Origin of the sequence: Paenibacillus sp. FSL R5-0713, assembly GCF_037973325.1 — a bacterium.
GTDB lineage: Bacteria > Bacillota > Bacilli > Paenibacillales > Paenibacillaceae > Paenibacillus.
The window spans coordinates 708,064-725,688 of the sequence record NZ_CP150229.1; the positions used below are offsets into that span (position 1 = coordinate 708,064).

Annotated in this window: 17 protein-coding genes and 1 riboswitch; of the genes, 12 read left to right on the forward strand and 5 right to left on the reverse strand. The window is 48.4% G+C overall.

Annotated features, from left to right (window positions below):
* The first annotated feature begins 109 nt into the window (after positions 1 to 109).
* Both MKZ12_RS03325 and thiC read left to right on the forward strand, forming a co-directional pair.
* Positions 110 to 853, forward strand: coding sequence for an IclR family transcriptional regulator (locus MKZ12_RS03325; RefSeq protein ID WP_076216717.1), 744 nt, complete (start codon positions 110 to 112; stop codon positions 851 to 853).
* Positions 854 to 1,000: 147 nt separating this feature from the next.
* A riboswitch (TPP riboswitch) is annotated at positions 1,001 to 1,114 on the forward strand.
* Between the two features lie 419 nt (positions 1,115 to 1,533).
* On the forward strand, positions 1,534 to 3,318 hold the full coding sequence (gene thiC / locus MKZ12_RS03330; protein ID WP_339261299.1) for a phosphomethylpyrimidine synthase ThiC: 1,785 nt from the start codon (positions 1,534 to 1,536) through the stop codon (positions 3,316 to 3,318).
* A gap of 332 nt (positions 3,319 to 3,650) precedes the next feature.
* Here the strand turns inward: thiC and MKZ12_RS03335 are convergent, their stop codons facing one another.
* From MKZ12_RS03335 to MKZ12_RS03350, 4 genes are all read right to left on the reverse strand, one after another.
* Complete coding sequence (locus MKZ12_RS03335; RefSeq protein WP_339258703.1) at positions 3,651 to 4,340, reverse strand: hypothetical protein; 690 nt, start codon at positions 4,338 to 4,340, stop codon at positions 3,651 to 3,653.
* 177 nt (positions 4,341 to 4,517) lie between these two features.
* A complete protein-coding gene (locus MKZ12_RS03340) occupies positions 4,518 to 4,685 on the reverse strand; it encodes a hypothetical protein (RefSeq protein WP_017690769.1) in 168 nt (55 codons plus the stop codon).
* Between the two features lie 455 nt (positions 4,686 to 5,140).
* A complete protein-coding gene (locus MKZ12_RS03345) occupies positions 5,141 to 5,959 on the reverse strand; it encodes a zinc ribbon domain-containing protein (RefSeq protein WP_339258705.1) in 819 nt (272 codons plus the stop codon).
* A gap of 81 nt (positions 5,960 to 6,040) precedes the next feature.
* Positions 6,041 to 6,991 carry a YafY family protein gene (locus MKZ12_RS03350; RefSeq protein ID WP_339258706.1) on the reverse strand — a complete coding sequence of 317 codons (951 nt, stop codon included), beginning with the start codon at positions 6,989 to 6,991 and terminating at the stop codon, positions 6,041 to 6,043.
* 259 nt (positions 6,992 to 7,250) lie between these two features.
* Between MKZ12_RS03350 and MKZ12_RS03355 the strand changes: the two genes are divergently transcribed.
* The 7 genes from MKZ12_RS03355 (at position 7,251) to MKZ12_RS03385 (ending at position 11,763) form a co-directional block, all read left to right on the forward strand.
* A complete protein-coding gene (locus MKZ12_RS03355) occupies positions 7,251 to 7,949 on the forward strand; it encodes a response regulator transcription factor (RefSeq protein WP_339258707.1) in 699 nt (232 codons plus the stop codon).
* Complete coding sequence (locus MKZ12_RS03360) at positions 7,942 to 9,030, forward strand: HAMP domain-containing sensor histidine kinase (protein ID WP_339258709.1); 1,089 nt, start codon at positions 7,942 to 7,944, stop codon at positions 9,028 to 9,030. Before MKZ12_RS03355 ends, MKZ12_RS03360 begins: the two co-directional genes overlap by 8 nt.
* A 99-nt stretch (positions 9,031 to 9,129) precedes the next feature.
* A complete protein-coding gene (locus MKZ12_RS03365; protein WP_339258710.1) occupies positions 9,130 to 9,993 on the forward strand; it encodes a M15 family metallopeptidase in 864 nt (287 codons plus the stop codon).
* A 28-nt stretch (positions 9,994 to 10,021) separates the two neighbouring features.
* Positions 10,022 to 10,579 (forward strand): VanZ family protein, encoded by a 558-nt coding sequence (locus tag MKZ12_RS03370; protein ID WP_339258712.1) that lies wholly within the window; start codon positions 10,022 to 10,024, stop codon positions 10,577 to 10,579.
* A 12-nt stretch (positions 10,580 to 10,591) separates the two neighbouring features.
* On the forward strand, positions 10,592 to 10,801 hold the full coding sequence (locus tag MKZ12_RS03375; protein WP_339258714.1) for a hypothetical protein: 210 nt from the start codon (positions 10,592 to 10,594) through the stop codon (positions 10,799 to 10,801).
* 216 nt (positions 10,802 to 11,017) lie between these two features.
* Positions 11,018 to 11,416 (forward strand): hypothetical protein, encoded by a 399-nt coding sequence (locus MKZ12_RS03380; protein WP_339258716.1) that lies wholly within the window; start codon positions 11,018 to 11,020, stop codon positions 11,414 to 11,416.
* A 32-nt stretch (positions 11,417 to 11,448) separates the two neighbouring features.
* Positions 11,449 to 11,763, forward strand: a complete 315-nt coding sequence (locus MKZ12_RS03385) for a hypothetical protein (RefSeq protein ID WP_339258718.1) — start codon at positions 11,449 to 11,451, stop codon at positions 11,761 to 11,763.
* 141 nt (positions 11,764 to 11,904) lie between these two features.
* Here the strand turns inward: MKZ12_RS03385 and acnA are convergent, their stop codons facing one another.
* Positions 11,905 to 14,619 carry an aconitate hydratase AcnA gene (gene acnA, locus MKZ12_RS03390; protein ID WP_124118742.1) on the reverse strand — a complete coding sequence of 905 codons (2,715 nt, stop codon included), beginning with the start codon at positions 14,617 to 14,619 and terminating at the stop codon, positions 11,905 to 11,907.
* A 376-nt stretch (positions 14,620 to 14,995) separates the two neighbouring features.
* Here acnA and MKZ12_RS03395 point away from each other — a divergent pair, with 376 nt between their 5' ends.
* The 3 genes from MKZ12_RS03395 (at position 14,996) to MKZ12_RS03405 (ending at position 17,592) form a co-directional block, all read left to right on the forward strand.
* Positions 14,996 to 16,000 carry an amidase domain-containing protein gene (locus MKZ12_RS03395; RefSeq protein ID WP_339242904.1) on the forward strand — a complete coding sequence of 335 codons (1,005 nt, stop codon included), beginning with the start codon at positions 14,996 to 14,998 and terminating at the stop codon, positions 15,998 to 16,000.
* Between the two features lie 137 nt (positions 16,001 to 16,137).
* On the forward strand, positions 16,138 to 17,238 hold the full coding sequence (locus MKZ12_RS03400) for a D-alanine--D-alanine ligase (protein ID WP_036614110.1): 1,101 nt from the start codon (positions 16,138 to 16,140) through the stop codon (positions 17,236 to 17,238).
* A gap of 30 nt (positions 17,239 to 17,268) precedes the next feature.
* Positions 17,269 to 17,592, forward strand: a complete 324-nt coding sequence (locus MKZ12_RS03405; protein WP_062837611.1) for a hypothetical protein — start codon at positions 17,269 to 17,271, stop codon at positions 17,590 to 17,592.
* Positions 17,593 to 17,625 lie beyond the last annotated feature (33 nt).

The window sequence follows — 17,625 nt, forward strand, 5'->3', positions numbered from 1 at the left end:
CGTTGGTCTATTTCAATTTTGGCTCTTTTTGGTTTACAGATGAGACCGTTTCTCATATAATTTATGTAACCAAGTTTCATGTGATGAAACATGAGGAGGGCATTATGCCATGGAAGATCGCAAGTTAACCGTCCGGGCTGTGGAACGGGCGCTGGATATATTATTATGTTTTACCACACGCAGTGATCTGGGACTCACCGAGATTGCCAGCCAGATCGGCCTGCACAAAAGTACAGTGCACCGCTTGATGGCTACACTGGAGGATCGAGGATTCGTAATCCGCGATGCAGCAACAGAGAAGTATCGACTAGGCATCCGAATCTGGGAGCTGTCGGCTCATATGTCCCGCAGTGATGATCCCGCTATTCTGCTGCTGCCTGCGATGGAGCGACTGAGAGATCGATTGGGGGAGACCGTGAGTCTGTACCTGCGGGATGGCAGTGAACGGATTCGGATTCAGGCGGTGCAAAGTGATCAGGCGATTCGCCGAGTCGCTCCAGTCGGTGTTAGACTCCCGCTGTCTGTTGGCGCATCCAGCAAAGTCTTGATGGCGTTTGCCACGGACGAGGATCGTGAGGAACTGATGAACGGGCCGGAGTGGCCGGTGTTTATTGATCCGGCGGTGTATTTGGCGCAAATGGGAGATATCCGGGATAACGGATATGCGACGAGTTATGAGGAGCGTGAGCCGGGAGCTGCAGCGGTATCTGTACCGATTATGGATCGCCGAGGCAATATTGCAGCTGCTCTCTCGGTCTCAGGGCCTGTCAGCCGACTTTCGCAGGAGACTTTGCACGAATACGCACCTGTGCTAAAGGAAGCTGCTACGCAGATGGGGCTCATGTTATCCTGATATTGATGTAAGGTTTTTCTCCAATTGGGTTGGTGTTCTGGAATATAAAGGTTGTTTTTATGTTCCGGTTGCGCTACTCTGTAATGGACGGCCCATCGGGGTCAGCTTCATTGAATATGAACAGCGGCTTATGTATGCCGCAACTTTTAACGTTACTGGGGGAGTCCGAATTGTCCGGACTGAGACGGAATCGCATGAGATTCCGGACCCTTTGCACCTGATCTGGATCATACCAGCGTAGGGAAGTAATCGGCGATATGACCACAACCACCACATGTGTGACTCTTGCAGGACTCCGTTATGGAGCTGCAACCAGGAGCATTATTGGTGATGGGCATTAAAGTCGGTTCCTTCGGGGGCCGGCTTTTTTTATATACAGTGGACGGGCGAGATAATACACATTCCATGGACTGTTTTTTCAATAACCTGCAAAAGTGGGCTTGGAGAGAGCAATCATTATAGATTTATGATCTGTGGTAACCTCCGTTCTGTCGTTAACTGTACATGAATAATGTCTCCCCCTTGGTCTGGTGTAGGATCGCTCTTTCTTCTCTGCGCTCTGCATGATTTGGGACAGGTGCGTAAGCGAGCTGATGACGATGCCAACCAAACCAAGTGAACGAACACGGAGGAGGAGACGAGCAAACATGAGTACAGGAAACCAAACGGGACAACAAGCGATGGAACAGGAACATAACGGTCAGCAGGTGGAAAAGGAAACAGGAGCGGCCGGACGGGTTCAGCCCTTTCCGGGTAGCCGCAAAGTCTACATTCAGGGCTCACGGCCGGACATAGTTGTACCGGAGCGTGAGATAGCCCTTCATGACACGAATACTCCCCAAGGGGTGGAGCATAACGAACCGCTGCGTGTCTACGATACGAGCGGCCCCATGACTGATCCCGAATTCCAGATGGATATTCGGAAGGGGTTACCCGCGCTCCGAAATCATTGGATTATGGAACGCGGTGATGTTGAAGCATATGATGGCAGAGCCGTTCAACCCGAGGATAACGGACTAAAGCCCGGAGGGCGGAGAGCCGGGGCAGAGGAATACCCTGGATTTCGGGGACAACCACTGCGTGCTCAGGCTGGGCGCTGTGTCACCCAGATGCACTACGCAAGGCAGGGCGTCATTACACCAGAAATGGAGTATGCCGCTATCCGTGAAGGGGTGGAACCGGAATTTGTGCGGCAGGAGCTGGCAAGTGGACGGGCGATTCTGCCATCCAACATCAATCACCCAGAGAGTGAGCCGATGTTGATCGGTCGTCATTTTCACGTGAAGATCAATGCCAATATAGGTAACTCTGCCGTATCTTCCTCCATCGAGGAAGAGGTTGAGAAGATGACCTGGGCGGTACGATGGGGATCGGATACCGTGATGGATCTCTCGACAGGTAAAAACATTCATACCACCCGGGAATGGATCATCCGCAATTCACCTGTACCGATTGGTACGGTGCCGCTGTATCAGGCACTGGAGAAGGTGAATGGCGAAGCGGAAGCGCTGACCTGGGAATTGTACCGAGACACGCTCATTGAGCAGGCAGAGCAGGGCGTGGACTACTTTACGATTCATGCAGGTGTGCTGCTGCGTTATATCCCCATGACCGCCAAGCGGATGACAGGTATTGTATCCCGGGGCGGGTCCATTATGGCAGCATGGTGCCTTGCGCATCATCAGGAGAATTTTTTGTACACTCATTTCGAAGAAATCTGCGAGATTATGAAAAGGTATGATGTGGCGTTTTCGCTGGGAGATGGACTTCGTCCAGGCAGCATCTACGATGCGAATGACGAAGCTCAGATGGCGGAACTGGCTACGCTCGGGGAACTGACGCAGATCGCATGGAAGCATGATGTGCAGGTAATGATCGAAGGCCCGGGGCATGTACCGATGCACAAGATCAAGGAGAATGTGGATCTACAGATGGAGATATGCCAAGAGGCACCGTTCTACACTCTGGGGCCACTGACGACCGATATTGCCCCGGGATACGATCACATTACGTCCGCCATTGGTGCGGCTATGATTGGCTGGTTTGGCACGTCGATGCTCTGTTACGTCACGCCAAAAGAACATCTGGGCTTGCCTAACAAGGATGATGTACGGGAAGGGGTTATTGCCTACAAGATCGCGGCCCATGCCGCTGATCTGGCGAAAGGCCATCCGCGTGCTCAGCGCCGGGATGATGCATTGTCCAAGGCACGCTTCGAGTTCCGCTGGCGGGATCAGTTTAACCTGTCACTCGACCCGGAACGGGCACTGTCCTACCATGATGAGACGTTGCCGGCAGAAGGGGCCAAAGAAGCTCATTTCTGCTCGATGTGCGGACCGAAGTTCTGTAGCATGCGCATTACGCAGGACATTCGTGCCTTTGCGGCGGATAAAGGATTGTCCGAGAATGAGGCTGTAGCAGCGGGCATGCAGGAAAAGGCTGAGGAATATCGGACACGGTCCTAGGCGCTGGTACAGCTTAACCTTGGCAATCTGAAATAGTGATAAAGCCGTTCTTCTCTGTCATTGCAGAGAAGAACGGCTTTTTTTGATTCAATGATATGATTTTAAACTCTATGAGCGCTCTCCGTGTTGTTCAAAACTAGCTTTGCGACTGTTCGTGGTCCATAGCTTATATAAAATGCCTGTGATAACAAATAGGAGGGCATCACTAAGTTTAGGGGCACCTCCGTATAGAAATGCAGAACAGGAAAAACCTACGATAAACAGAACAACAATATAGAGGAAATGCATATTAGTTCACCTCGTTAATTAGTGGTGTTAGTTAGTAAGTGAGTTCATTGCGGTGCTATGCCCAAATTCTTCTCCAAATGCGCCGCAAGCAATGCCAACGGACTATGGATCGCAATGCCTGTGTCTGCAGTAACCTGTGCAGCAGCGGGAGCCATAGACAGTTGAGCTGCCACTACCGTTTTACCCGGATACTGCTCAGCAATCTGCTGTAATCCCTCACGTACCGCTTCGAGATACCCTTGCTGATCTCCACGCATAATTAACTCAAACGTCCCAGGGATACACACCACTTCCGTCTGAGATGCCTTGGCAACGTGTGGCTGCCCATTCTCATCCTTGTGCTGTAACGCCTGATTCACCCGTGCCATCGTTCCTTCAATGGTTGCCGGGTTGGTGAAGGCTATGATGTAATCTCCTGGTACTCGCCGCAACTTCTGCAATAGCGGATCATCTATGCCAATCACAGGCACAGGGACCTCTGTGGCTTCCTGCTCCAGTACTGCCGCAAACAGGGTACACGTGACCAGAATGGCATCGGCATGACACTCGGCGATCCATCGGAGCGTCTGAGCTACTTTCTCGTGGATGACGACATCGGAAAAGTCAGCGTCATGTTTAAGACGATCCAGGCCTGGATCGACGTAATGGACCAATTCAACTTCATAAGCAGCAAGCGTCTCTTCAATTAAGGCGATGTTGGAATAGTGAGCGTGAAAACAACCGATGGTGATCATGTGCTAAATCCCCTTTTACAGTTCGTATAATGTGATGGTAATCGTAGATATTTAAACCATTATAGAAACATGCCTGAGAACTGTACAGTTGTTTGCGATTCAACGCCAATAACCGTCCTCCCGCCAAGCTGCGGAAAGACGGTTCATAACCGGACTGGCAATCGTCCAGCTTTCATTTTATCTAAGGGAAGGAGAAGCATTTTTCTTCGCCATTTTTTGCTGTAAAATTTCATGAAAGGATAGACCTTGAGTGTTCTCATTCTCCTTTTTAGGAGCAGTGGTCGCCGTGTTGCGCGGATATTGGTGATGGTACGGGATCATTTGCTGAATAGGCATGCGGATCATCTTGGTTCCTCCTTTGAAGCATATTTGTGAATTATGTATTTCGACTGGTTACCCTGCCAGGTGCGCATATAGGTATATGTGACTTGTTAGACGAAATAGAAGAGTTTAAAGCGTAATTCCAATTGGATTGTAGTGATTTTACCCCGTATTCAGGAGATGTAAACGGTTTTAGGGAAATTCAGGAGTAAAGAACCTGATTTGAAAGGTTTTGTGTGGGAGGATGGAATCGGTTGTTATGTGAATAGTCCCAATTTTAAGGAAGTCAATGGTACCCGCTTATGAGGCATATTGTCTGGTTGAATAGGTAGATTACATGCTAACTAACTTGGTACTATAGGCGGTTGTATCACGGGAGGAACATCAAAAAAACTGCCGGGTGAACTCGGCAGCTTGCATGATATGCAGAAGGATGTGAGGAAAATTAGGATCCAGTCTGAGTTGATATAGTGTTGGTTTTATCTACTATCTCGAACGGCGATGTATATATCGACTTGTACATTTTCGGGGTTCAGGCTGCGTTCATCATACAATTCAAAATCTCCGGTGAACGTACGATCACTTTGCTTCTCCCATGCCCATACGGCTCCCCAGGCTTCGTGAGCAACCTCTGCCATTGGCCCTTTTCTGGAAGTGAATACGGCGTAAGTTGCAGGCGGGAGCAGAATGTCGTCCAATCCTTCAGGCAATGATTCCTCCGAACTGATCTCATGCCCTACCAGTATGGTGTACTCTCCGTTTATGCCATCGGTATAATTCGTGTAACAGCCATAACGAGCAGCTTCGGGTGCAGGGAGGTGCTCTGAGGCAAAATAATTGTTCCAGAGACCTTGGATACAGCCTTTGCCACTAATCTCAATGGCATTGGTTGTGCGGGCGGATATGCCGGCCAGGCGTTTGCCTGGGAGTGTGACATAACGAACGGGCTGGGCAGATAACGATAGAGTTGTTGTAACCTGACCCGGTATAGCGGAAGTGGCAGAGTTTTCAGCCGGAGATACTTCGTGTTGATCCGTTGTATTCGTGCGCCAACGTTTCAAAAAAGGAAGCTGATTACGCAGCATCGAACGAGCGGATTCCTCATCCATGCCCTCGTCCTTCAGAATGGCGGTGCACATCTCCGTCATGCCTTCAAGCGAGATTCCTGGCTGTGCAAACTTCCCATCCTTGTAACAATAGATACAGTACTCACGGGTTGTGCCTCCATCTGCCTCCGTTCCGAATTGGGCAGGGGTGGTGAGTGGCATGCCGCAGCTTTGACATACAGTAACGTTCATCTTTTATTCCTCCTTGGGTATATATGCAACTTCAACCTGAACATATTTGAAGTATACGGGGAGGAACTGGACAGCTGTCTGTCAGGTTTGAGCGGAGGTTTTATAATTTTGAACAATTTGTTCGGCTATACGGCACACATTATCCCGAATATGCAACGGTTCCAGCACCTCAACATCCGCCCCAAAGCCCAAGATGAAGCCGTACAGCCAGTTATCTTCTGGAAAAGCGACCTGGCTGATATAATAGCCGTTCCCGTCAGGCAATACATTTTCAATACCGAACCATTCCTCTGCAAGATGATGGACACGGGCATGGAATCTCAGGGTAATCCCAATCTGGTTGTCTGGTCGGCTCCATTCCTGCTGCCACGGTCGGTCTTGAAGGTTGATGGATTTTCGTTCAAAGTGCTCTGCAGCAAGAGAGACGTCTTTCATACGAACCAGCTTGAACATGCGGAATTCATTTCGTTCATGGCAAAAAGCATACAGATACCACGCGTGCCTCTTCAGTACAAGCGTGTGGGGTTCAACTGTACGATAGGTCTGTGCACCTTCGGCGCTGCAATAGGCAAAATAAATGCATTGAAGCAGATCGATTCCCTGATCAATAACTTTTAATTTCTGTTGTAGCGCTTCAGGGTGCGTCCATGTTGAATGATCCACGATGAATCGGTGCGTGCTGGCTTGAAAATCTTCATTTTTGGCTTCCGGAACGATACTGCTTAGTTTCTCCACCAGTAGTTCACGTGCAGCATTTGTATGTGAGGTGGATATGCTGCGCAGGGCGGTGACGATGGAAACAAGATCCTTGTCGGTTAACAGATTGCGATCCAGACGATACCCTTCCGCCAGACCGATGCCTCCGCTTGCTCCCTGATAGGTCACGACCGGAATCCCGGCTTGTCCCAATGTGTCGATATCCCGATAGATCGTCCGGATGGAAACTTCAAACATATCGGCCAGGTCTTTTGCCTGTAATCGCCCCCGGTTGATAAGCAGTACAACGATGGCTAACAAACGCTCCAGTTTCATAGCTACCTCTTCCTTTTTTTATTTGTGTTTATATAAATGAGCTATTTCTTTTACACTTGAACGGAGAGGACAGAAAAAACCTGGAGAAGCGAAGCGCTCGCCTAAAAGCTTTCTGGAAGGAAGCTTCGGAAGCATACGCTATCACCGGATTTTCCCCTTTGGAAGAGGGAACATTGCTTTCAATTGTTTATCTTGTACTTATCTGTTAGATTCATAGGTGTTATATTGCTCAGCATCCCATATAGGAGTGAAATAAGCAATGAAGCGAATTACGATTCTGATTGCGGACGATGAAGTAGAGATCGCGGATCTGGTGGCTTTACATTTACAAAAAGAAGGATATCATACCGTCAAGGCATCTGACGGACAGTCGGCACTACAGGCGATTCAGACATATGCCATTGATTTGGCCGTACTGGACATTATGATGCCGGGTATGGACGGGTACGAGGTGACTCGTAAAATACGGGAGCAGCATCATTTCCCGATCATTTTCCTGAGTGCCAAAACCTCGGACATGGATAAAATTACGGGGCTGGTGATGGGTGCCGATGATTATATGACCAAACCGTTTAACCCGATGGAGCTTGTAGCACGCGTGAATTCTCAATTGCGGCGCTCATTGCAATTCAGCCAGTCCACAGCGGCGGTTCAGCGCTCGATTCTGGAAAAGGGCGGACTTGTCATTGTACCGGAGCAGCATAGCGTGACGCTTTACGGTAAACCGCTGGAGTTAACACCGAAGGAATTTGATATTTTAGTGTTGCTTGCGAGCAATCCAAAACAGGTCTTTAGCGCAGAAAGCATTTTTGAAAAGGTATGGGGAGAGGCTTATTTCGAAAGTGGCAATACCGTTATGGTACATATCCGGACGCTGCGCAAGAAGCTCGGAGAAGATGTGGACAAGAACAAGTTTATCAAAACCATCTGGGGCGTGGGGTACACGTTCAATGACTAAACGCAGAAGCTTTCGCACAACGATGATTATGCTGGTCGGTCTGAGCATGCTGTCTTCTGGCGCCGTAACATTTATCGTGTACAGGCTGTTGCAGATGTATTATGCAGGGGTCAGGAGAGAAGATCCGCTGGCGGAATATCGTAATATCATGAGAAGTATTGGCGATCTATATGTCTTTATGCTGCTCTTCATCCCGCTTGCAATTTTGTTTTTCTACTTGTTTACAAGACCCTATGTCACGTATTTCAAAGAGATTTCCGCAGGCATTAATCACTTGGCGAATGGAGACTTTCAGCATCGTGTACAGATTTCTTCGAAGGATGAGTTAGGTACGATTGCGGAGGATGTGAATCTGGCAAGTGAGAAGCTAAGGGAAGCGGTGGAACGAGGTGACTTTGCCGAGAACAGCAAAGACCAGCTTATCGTAAACCTTGCGCATGACCTGCGAACGCCGCTGACCTCTGTGCTTGGATATTTGGACCTGCTCATGAAGGATGATCAGCTGACAGAGGAGCAAGTAAGACACTTTACATCGATTGCATTCACCAAATCACAGCGTCTGGAGAAGCTGATTGATGATTTGTTCGAAATTACCCGCATGAATTATGGCATGTTGCCTATAAACAAAACACGGCTGGATCTTAGCGAACTGCTGAAGCAGATGAACGAAGAGCTCTATCCTGTATTTGAAAAGAATCATCTGATTACCCGGTTGAAAATAGACACTGAACTTACCATCTCCGGTGATGGTGAGCTGCTGGCTCGTGTGTTCGAGAATCTGCTGATTAACGCTGCACGGCACGGCAAGGACGGCATGTACGTGGATATTAACGGATATCGTGAAGCAGACCGGATCATTATTCAGGTGATTAACTATGGGGGACATATTCGTCCGGAAGAATTGCCGCATATCTTCGATATGTATTACACAGGAGATCGTGCCCGAACCCCTCAAGAGGGTGGGACAGGCCTTGGCCTATTTATTGCCCGCAATATTGTAGAGCAACATGACGGTACGATTTCGGCCCAGAGCGATGTGGTACGGACGCAATTCGAAGTTCGTTTGCCGGTATTCCAATAAGGTTCAACGTATAATTTAAGAAAAACTTTAAAATTGCCCTGCTTTTTCTTTAACTTGTTTTGTCTATCCTTGATGTATGAGTTAAAAGGAGGAACAAGCATGAAAAAGTGGGGCTTTTTAATATGTATCGTTTTGGTTGGATATATTGTTACACAATCACCGGGATGGCTTCAGCAGAAGAATGAGCTGCCCATCGAGATTCAGAATACGCGTGAAAATCCCGCAGGTTATACGGTATCCGTCACAGGAAATATTCAGGATCAGGTACATAAGGGCAATTTGTTACTGGTTAATAAGCAATACCCCGTTCACGAGGAGGGGGTTAGATCCGATATTGTATATGTGGCGGATGAGGATGATCTGCTTCGTGGATATGGAATAATGGATCGGAAAATCATGTTATCCCGACTGGTGGCGCAGGAGTTTCAGAAGATGGTTGAGGCAGCAGGGGAAGAGGGAGTTCGATATTTTCTCATGAGCAGTGGGTACAGGGACTTTGAGAAGCAGGACGAGCTATATCAGGAAATGGGTTCAGACTATGCACTTCCTGCAGGTCACAGTGAGCATAATCTTGGCTTATCCCTGGATGTCGGTTCAAGTCTGGCTGCCATGAATGAAGCACCGGAGGGTGACTGGCTGGAGAAAAATGCATGGAAAAACGGATTTATCTTGCGTTACCCGAAAGATAAAGTAAGCATCACGGGTATTCAATATGAACCATGGCACTTTCGGTATGTGGGGTTGCCCCACAGTGCGATCATGCATAAGAACAATCTGGTACTGGAGGAGTACCTAGATATGTTGAAGGAGAAGGAGAACATCTCTGTTGAAGTAGAGGATGAGACGTATCATATCCGCTATTATCGGACCACTGGAGATACGACTGTTTACATACCTGAGCACGGCGAAACTGAAATATCGGGTGACAACATGGACGGCGTCATTGTCACCGTAAAGAAATAACAGGGCAACACAAGGGAGGCCAAACAACATGAAACACAACAACCAGGAGAAAAGCAAACATTACATCCTTTGGACTGCCGTGTTCATTATCTATTTATATCTGCTTACGAAGCTGATCCTGTTCAAAGGAAGTGCTGTCGACTTTGGCATCGTGAAGGTTCGACTGATGGCATTCTTGCAACAACCGGATCTGATTCATACGCGAACCGTCAACCTGACGCCATTTCAGGAAATTTCACGAGACTGGAACAGCCTGTCATCACATCGTCCAGGTACAGCTATCCATCTGGTAGGGAATGTTCTGGCTTTTATCCCACTGGGTATCTTCATTCCTGTTCTGACGGGCAACAAACTATTCTCTGGAATAAAGGTATTCCTGCTGTCCCTGTTGCTCAGTCTAGGCTATGAGGTGACACAGTTAGTGACTGGCATGGGCATATTTGATGTGGATGACCTGATGCTTAATACGCTCGGCGGCTTGATTGGATATATCATTTTCACCATGGCCATTGGCCTGAAAAGGGTGTTGGTGGGAGGAGAATCCCGCGAGACGACGAAGTTAACCTCTAAGGAGAGTCACGTGTAAGGAGGGATTACGTTGATTATCATCGCGATACTGTTCATTAGCGTAGGGCTAATGTTTCTCGTGTATCCACACAAGGTAACGGATGCTTCGGAAAAACAGATTACGGAGCGATTGATCATGTCTAGATGGGTCGGAGGCTCGTTAATTGCTCTGTCGTGTCTGTTTCTGATCATGGACACGATTCAACTGTTCGATCAAGCCTCACATCACATTGGGCATTAAAAGGCAGTTGGCCTTGAAGCAACGGAGAATACACACATACTGAAACCAAAGGCTCTCCATCACTGTGCAGATTGCACGTTACGGGGAGTTTTTTGTTGTTTCATAAGGTATCGAATTTAAGATAGGACCAGTGAACTTTGCGAGTAACATCGTAAATGAGGTAGAGTAGAGATGATGCGTTAGTACCTATTCCTTACAAAAAAAGGAGGACATACATTGTATTCATTAGCTAAAGAACTAGCAGGAACCATGAAAGTCATTATGCAAATTGAAACCGAAATTGCTGAAGCTACGAATAATCACCACGATGAAGAAGTAGTGCGTGATTTAGAACAGAAAAGAACTGATCTGATAAAAGCTTGTACACGTGATGAGTTGCTGGTTATAAAAACGGTCATGAAAGTGGGACAATCGGAGAGAGGATATCGTCATTATTTCGAGTCGAATGATGTTGAGATTATTCATCTCCCTGTTGAGTTAAACGAGCATGAGTTGATGCAGAAATATTCCTATTATCTTATACATAAGACTGAAAGCGAACTTGCGGATAGCATTGAGTACTATACCGCTGTGTCGGAACAACTGAGAGAAGGTATGGAGATCTTAAAACTCTAAACTGTGATCTGTAAGTTCTAGGAGGGTTGTAAATGTTAATGAAAATTGTTGTATATCACTTTGATGTGTTCTACTATTACGTTCCCAATCAATATGCAGGAAAAATTGGCGAGTGGAGAGGAGAATTTATCGATTTTTTGCAGAGCCTAGAATATAAGCACCCATTCACCCTGTATATCGAGTCTATTGATCATGAGGGAAATAAGGAATATGCTCACTTTATTCGTAGTTACGGGGCGGATGATTTTGTAGACTGGATCAATGTGGAGAAATTAAAATGCAGAGGTGTATATCGTATATCTGAGCCACCTGATGATTCAGAAGTTGGATTAAATTTTGAGTTTTAAATTGTTATAAATCTAGTTAAGATTAAATTGATGCAGCATATCGACAATTAAATAATATTAAAAAAGCTCCCCATCATCGTGCTGAGTGCACGTAATGGGGAGCTTTTCTGTCTCACTTTATCACATTAATGATTCATATCATTAAGCTTTTTTCATCATTTGACGCAATACGGTTTGCAGGATACCGCCGTTATGGTAGTAATCCACGTCAACCATACTGTCCAGACGAGCGATAACAGGGAAGTCGAACTGCGTACCGTCTTCACGAGTTACGGTAACTTTCAACTCTTGTCCTGGCTTCACATCATTGCTGAGACCCGTAATGTCATACGTTTCACGTCCGTTCAGACCAAGGCTGGACCAGCCGTGACCCTCTTGGAATTGCAATGGCATTACGCCCATGCCGACCAGGTTACTACGGTGAATCCGCTCGAAGCTTTCGGCGATAACGGCTTTGACGCCGAGCAGGAATGTACCTTTTGCCGCCCAGTCACGGGAGCTTCCTGTACCGTACTCTTTACCTGCGATAACGATCAGGTTCTGTCCTTCATCTTGATACTTCATGGAAGCATCGTAGATGGACATTTCTTCGTCCGTCGGCAGGTACTTCGTGATACCGCCCTCGGTGCCCGGAGCAACCTGGTTACGGATACGAATATTGGCGAACGTACCACGCATCATTACTTCATGGTTACCACGACGTGAGCCGTAGGAGTTGAAGTCTTTGCGCTCTACGCCATGCTCTTTCAAGTACAGTCCAGCCGGGCTGGATACCGCAATATTACCTGCTGGCGAGATATGGTCCGTTGTTACGGAATCCGCAAGCAATGCCATAACGCGTGCAGAACGGATATCTGCGATATCGTTCAACTTGTCGCCAAGTTCTTGGAAGAACGGAGGATTTTGAATGTACGTAGAATTTGGATCCCACTCGTACAATTCACCTTCCGGTACAGAGATTGCATTCCAACGCTCATTAGCTGTAAATACGTTCTCGTACTTGTTGCGGAACATCTGAGCGTTCAGGGAGCTAGCGATGGTATCCTTGATTTCCTCGGAGCTAGGCCAGAGGTCTTTCAGGAATACAGGCTCATTGTTCGTATCATAACCGATTGGATCGGTTTCAAAGTCAATATTCACAGTACCTGCAAGTGCATATGCCACAACGAGTGGTGGAGATGCCAGGTAGTTGGCTTTAACCTGTGCGTGCACACGGCCTTCAAAGTTACGGTTACCGGACAATACAGCCGCAACGGTCATATCGTTCTCAGCAATCGCTTCGCTCACTTCGTCTGGCAGTGGGCCGGAGTTACCGATGCAAGTCGCACAGCCGTAGCCGGCAACGTTGAATCCGAGTTGGTCCAGATATGGAATCAGGCCTGCTTTTTCCAGGTACTCGGTGACAACAAGGGAACCTGGAGTCAGACTGCTTTTCACATATCCTGGCTTGGTCAGGCCGCGTTCAACTGCTTTTTTCGCCAGTAGTCCTGCTCCAACCATAACACTTGGATTCGAAGTATTCGTACAACTTGTGATCGCCGCGATCACAACAGCGCCTGCTTTCAATTCACTGGTGGAACCGTTCGGGTGCTTGACAGGTACGGTTTGTTCGATTTTCTCATCGCTCAGCCCGTATCCGCCTTTATCTACAGGTGTACGGATGATGCTGTTGAAGCTTTCTTTCATTTGTGTCAGCTCGATGCGATCCTGTGGACGTTTTGGTCCTGCAAGACTTGGTACAACAGAGCCGAGATCCAGTTCAATTACATCTGTGAATTCAGGGTCAACGGTGCTGGAAGTACGGAACATGCCTTGAGCTTTGTAGTAAGCTTCAACCAACTCCACTTGCTCGTCAGGACGGCCAGTGCTGCGCAGATAGTTCAACGTTTCACTGTCGACAGGGAAGAAACCGATCGTTGCGCCGTACTCTGGTGCCATGTTGGCTACTGTTGCACGGTCAGCCAGACCGATGTTGGCAAGACCAGGTCCGTAGAACTCTACGAATTTACCAACAACGCCTTTTTTACGAAGCAACTGGGTAACTGTCAGTGCCAGATCCGTTGCTGTTGCGCCTTCACTCAGGCTGCCTGTCAGTTTGAAACCGATAACGTCCGGTGTTACAAAGTAAAGCGGTTGGCCCAGCATACCTGCTTCGGCCTCGATTCCACCAACACCCCAACCAACAACGCCAAGTCCGTTGATCATGGTGGTGTGGGAGTCAGTACCTACGAGGGAATCCGGGAATACAACGGTCTCGCCGTCAACAGTTTTCGTTGCTGCCACGGAAGCAAGATACTCCAGGTTAACCTGGTGAACGATCCCTGTGGATGGTGGAACTGCACGGAAGTTGTTGAATGCCGTTTGCGCCCAACGCAAGAAGCGGTAACGCTCTTCATTACGCTCGAACTCAACTTTGATATTGTAATCAAGTGCATCGTTGGTACCAAAAGCATCAACCATAACAGAGTGGTCGATAACGAGATCGACGGGTACGAGCGGGTTGATCTGTTTCGGATCGCCGCCTGCTTTTTTCACAGTATCACGCATTGCAGCGAGGTCAACGACAACCGGTACACCGGTGAAATCCTGCAGTACGATACGTGCAGGAATGAATGGAATTTCCTTGTTATTATCACGGCCATCTGCCCAGCCGGTCAGTTGTTTTACATGTTCTTCGGTAATGGCACGTCCGTCGAATTGACGAATTGCTGCTTCAAGCAACACTTTAATGGAGAAAGGGAGTCTGGAAAGATCGCCGTGGCCGTTTTCCTGAAGAGCATCGAGACTGTAGTAGCGGTAAGACTTGCCTCCAACCTCAAGACTGCGAGCGGCGGAGAAATGATTCTTTGCTGACATACATGTACCTCCTTGGGATGTGTCGGTGAGATGAAGAAAACGTTCATTTAGGTGAAGAACAGGCCTTCATCGTTCCGTGTTCTTGTTCGTTAGTTTCATCAGATGAAACGTAATTTCATAATCATGACTTTAGTATTAAGTATACCGTTTTCACCTCCGTACGTAAAGGTCTTTTTGCCTGATCAAGCAAGCATTTGGACCAATGAAGGCGTTTTCGTGAAGCAGGCAGGAATAAGATATCTCGTGTACCTGTATTTGCCGAATTTTGGACCTCCTTCCCGAGCCGTGTACATACAACTGGGGACCCTCTCATATGAATAGTAGGAGTTTATATACGCAATGAATATTCCGGACAGAACTCATGCCAAAGGGGGACATAGGCTTGGAACGGGAATGGAAGAGTGCCTTATATACTTACGTGAACCAGTACAATCGCTGTGAGATCGACTACCGTCCACAGACCAGCGAACGGATCGTTACCGATCCTGAATTCGTGGTGGAACGGGGAGAGCGTATGGCAAGGCTGGACGAATGGTATCGTAAGCGGCGCGCCGTGCCTCTTCGCAGCGAGACCAGCGCCAAGCTTGTGCGCACGCTTATGGATGGACAGGAAGAAGCTGTGGTGGATGTACAATTGTACAGCAGACTGTTCTATGAGAAGAGCGGTATTACCCACCGGGAGGACCGGATTGAGCGGGAGCGGTTAACCTTTCTGCGGCAGAGTGGTGGATGGATCATTGGACGGGTTGAGCGAGAAGTGCCGGAGCGTCGCCCTGCGGGGGAAGGGCGTCCGTTTCAACAAGCTGATTTTGTACAGGCGATGAATCGACCGCTGCTGAATCGGGAAGTGTTGGGTCAGGGAAGAAGCTCACGGCAACAAGCCTATCGCAGAGATTTGGCGGTTGCCTATGCGGATCGGTGGTGGAATGCGGGGAATCCGGCCTTTGAGGAATTTGATGTGGATTGCACTAATTACGTGTCTCAATGTCTCTTTGCAGGGGGGGCACCCATCCACTATACTGGTAGAAGAGAAGCCGGCTGGTGGTATAAGGGGTATGTGAACGGCTCCGAAATGTGGAGTTACAGCTGGGCAGTTTCCAACAGTCTGGAGCGTTATTTGTCAGGCAGCAGCTGGGGTCTGACCGCGACAGAAGTGGAGCGTCCTGAGCAGCTGATGCTCGGTGATGTTATTCTCTACGATTGGGATGGAGATGGACGATTTCAGCACAGCACCGTTGTGACCGCGTTTGATGCAGGTGGTATGCCGCTGGTCAACGCACACACGGTTAGCAGCCGTCACCGATTTTGGGATTACCGGGATTCTTACGCTTGGACGGAGCGGACGGTATACCGGCTTTTTCATATTTCAGATGAGTTTTGAACACGAAAGATTTTCGGGATGCGGTGACGCAGACATCCAGTTCCGTGTAAAATAAGACCAGATAACACAAGCAGAAAAACAAGGGTGCTGAGCATGCAAGCATGACAGCATCAGGCACAGATAATCGGAGGGTACACATGAGTATGGATAAATTAAAAGTAGGCGTCGTGTACGGCGGAAAATCAGGCGAGCATGAGGTGTCGCTACAAACGGCGTTTGCTGTAACGAACGCATTTGATTACGAGAAGTATGAACTGGTTCCTTTTTATATCTCCAAGCAGGGGACGTGGAAAAAAGGACCTGTCATGCATGCGCCGTTCGCGCAGATTGAAGATTTGAAGCTGGAGCAATCGGCGGGTGGAACGCAGGATGCGCTGAACGCACTGTTTGGTCGATTGTATGGCGGAGCAGAAGCGCTGGACGTAATGTTCCCTCTGCTGCATGGTACGTTTGGCGAGGATGGCACCATTCAGGGCATGTTCGAGATGGCGGATATGCCATATGTAGGTGCAGGTGTACTCGCTTCGGCTGGCGGCATGGACAAAGTGGTCATGAAAAAGCTGTTTGCACAGGCTGGCATTGACCAATGTGCCTTTACGTATTTTAATGCTACACAATGGAAGCAGACAGAGCACGAAATGATCGTACAGGTCGAAGATCAGCTGGGGTATCCTTGTTTTATCAAACCGGCCAATCTGGGCTCCAGTGTGGGCATCTCCAAAGCGCGTAACCGCGATGAGCTGAAGACAGCTGTCGAGTTCGCACTACGGTATGATACGAAGGTGGTCATTGAGGAGTTCGTTGAAGCACGTGAAGTTGAGGTTAGCGTGCTCGGCAATGACGAGCCAATGGCTTCCGTTCCAGGCGAGATCGTATCCTCCGGTGAGTATTATGACTATGCAGCCAAGTATATTGATGGTCAATCACAGATGCTGATCCCAGCTCCACTGGACCCGGAGGCCGCAGATCGCATTCGCGAGGCAGCTCTGCAGGCGTTCCGTGCGATTGAAGGTAACGGCATTTCACGTGCGGACTTCTTCATTCGGAAAAATGACGGCGCATTGCTTATTAATGAAGTGAACACCATGCCTGGTTTCACACCCTATAGCATGTATCCACTTCTTTGGCGTGAGACAGGTGTCTCGTATGCCGAATTGCTGGATCGCATGATTGAGCTGGCACTGGAGCGTTACAACCGCAAGCAGGCACTGAATTACGAGAACGGCGTACAGGCGTAGCCTGCAACCACAAGATCAGGAGGGATATGCATGGGATTTCAGACTGAATTCAATTCCGTATGCAAGTTCAAGAGTGAGCAGGAGCTGTTCGAACTGCTTGAATACGGACGCGGCAAAATGGTCAAACAGGGCTTCCGGGTATTTCCTACCGGCCAGAAAGTGATTGCATACACACCGGATAACGTGGCTGTAGCCATCGTGAAGATCGTGGTTTCCATTGCAGAGATCAACTTCCAGGGGCAAGAAGTAACCGAAGTGGAGATGCAACTGATCCGCAAACTGACGGAGGAAGAATCACGTATCCAGACCGCGCTTGCCGATGAGATGTTCTTTGGAGAACAAGCGCAGGAGTAGTGATTTTGACCGGGAATGCGGGTTGGATGGACT

What these genes read in the sequence shown, in the direction of transcription:
- MKZ12_RS03400 (WP_036614110.1), top strand. Translation starts at nt 16,138, where the DNA reads ATGAGTATGGATAAATTAAAAGTAGGCGTCGTGTACGGCGGAAAATCA.
- MKZ12_RS03345 (WP_339258705.1), bottom strand. Translation starts at nt 5,959, where the DNA reads ATGAACGTTACTGTATGTCAAAGCTGCGGCATGCCACTCACCACCCCT.
- MKZ12_RS03360 (WP_339258709.1), top strand. Translation starts at nt 7,942, where the DNA reads ATGACTAAACGCAGAAGCTTTCGCACAACGATGATTATGCTGGTCGGT.
- MKZ12_RS03355 (WP_339258707.1), top strand. Translation starts at nt 7,251, where the DNA reads ATGAAGCGAATTACGATTCTGATTGCGGACGATGAAGTAGAGATCGCG.
- MKZ12_RS03325 (WP_076216717.1), top strand. Translation starts at nt 110, where the DNA reads ATGGAAGATCGCAAGTTAACCGTCCGGGCTGTGGAACGGGCGCTGGAT.
- MKZ12_RS03335 (WP_339258703.1), bottom strand. Translation starts at nt 4,340, where the DNA reads ATGATCACCATCGGTTGTTTTCACGCTCACTATTCCAACATCGCCTTA.
- thiC (WP_339261299.1), top strand. Translation starts at nt 1,534, where the DNA reads ATGGAACAGGAACATAACGGTCAGCAGGTGGAAAAGGAAACAGGAGCG.
- MKZ12_RS03365 (WP_339258710.1), top strand. Translation starts at nt 9,130, where the DNA reads ATGAAAAAGTGGGGCTTTTTAATATGTATCGTTTTGGTTGGATATATT.
- MKZ12_RS03350 (WP_339258706.1), bottom strand. Translation starts at nt 6,991, where the DNA reads ATGAAACTGGAGCGTTTGTTAGCCATCGTTGTACTGCTTATCAACCGG.
- MKZ12_RS03340 (WP_017690769.1), bottom strand. Translation starts at nt 4,685, where the DNA reads ATGATCCGCATGCCTATTCAGCAAATGATCCCGTACCATCACCAATAT.
- MKZ12_RS03405 (WP_062837611.1), top strand. Translation starts at nt 17,269, where the DNA reads ATGGGATTTCAGACTGAATTCAATTCCGTATGCAAGTTCAAGAGTGAG.
- acnA (WP_124118742.1), bottom strand. Translation starts at nt 14,619, where the DNA reads ATGTCAGCAAAGAATCATTTCTCCGCCGCTCGCAGTCTTGAGGTTGGA.
- MKZ12_RS03370 (WP_339258712.1), top strand. Translation starts at nt 10,022, where the DNA reads ATGAAACACAACAACCAGGAGAAAAGCAAACATTACATCCTTTGGACT.
- MKZ12_RS03385 (WP_339258718.1), top strand. Translation starts at nt 11,449, where the DNA reads ATGTTAATGAAAATTGTTGTATATCACTTTGATGTGTTCTACTATTAC.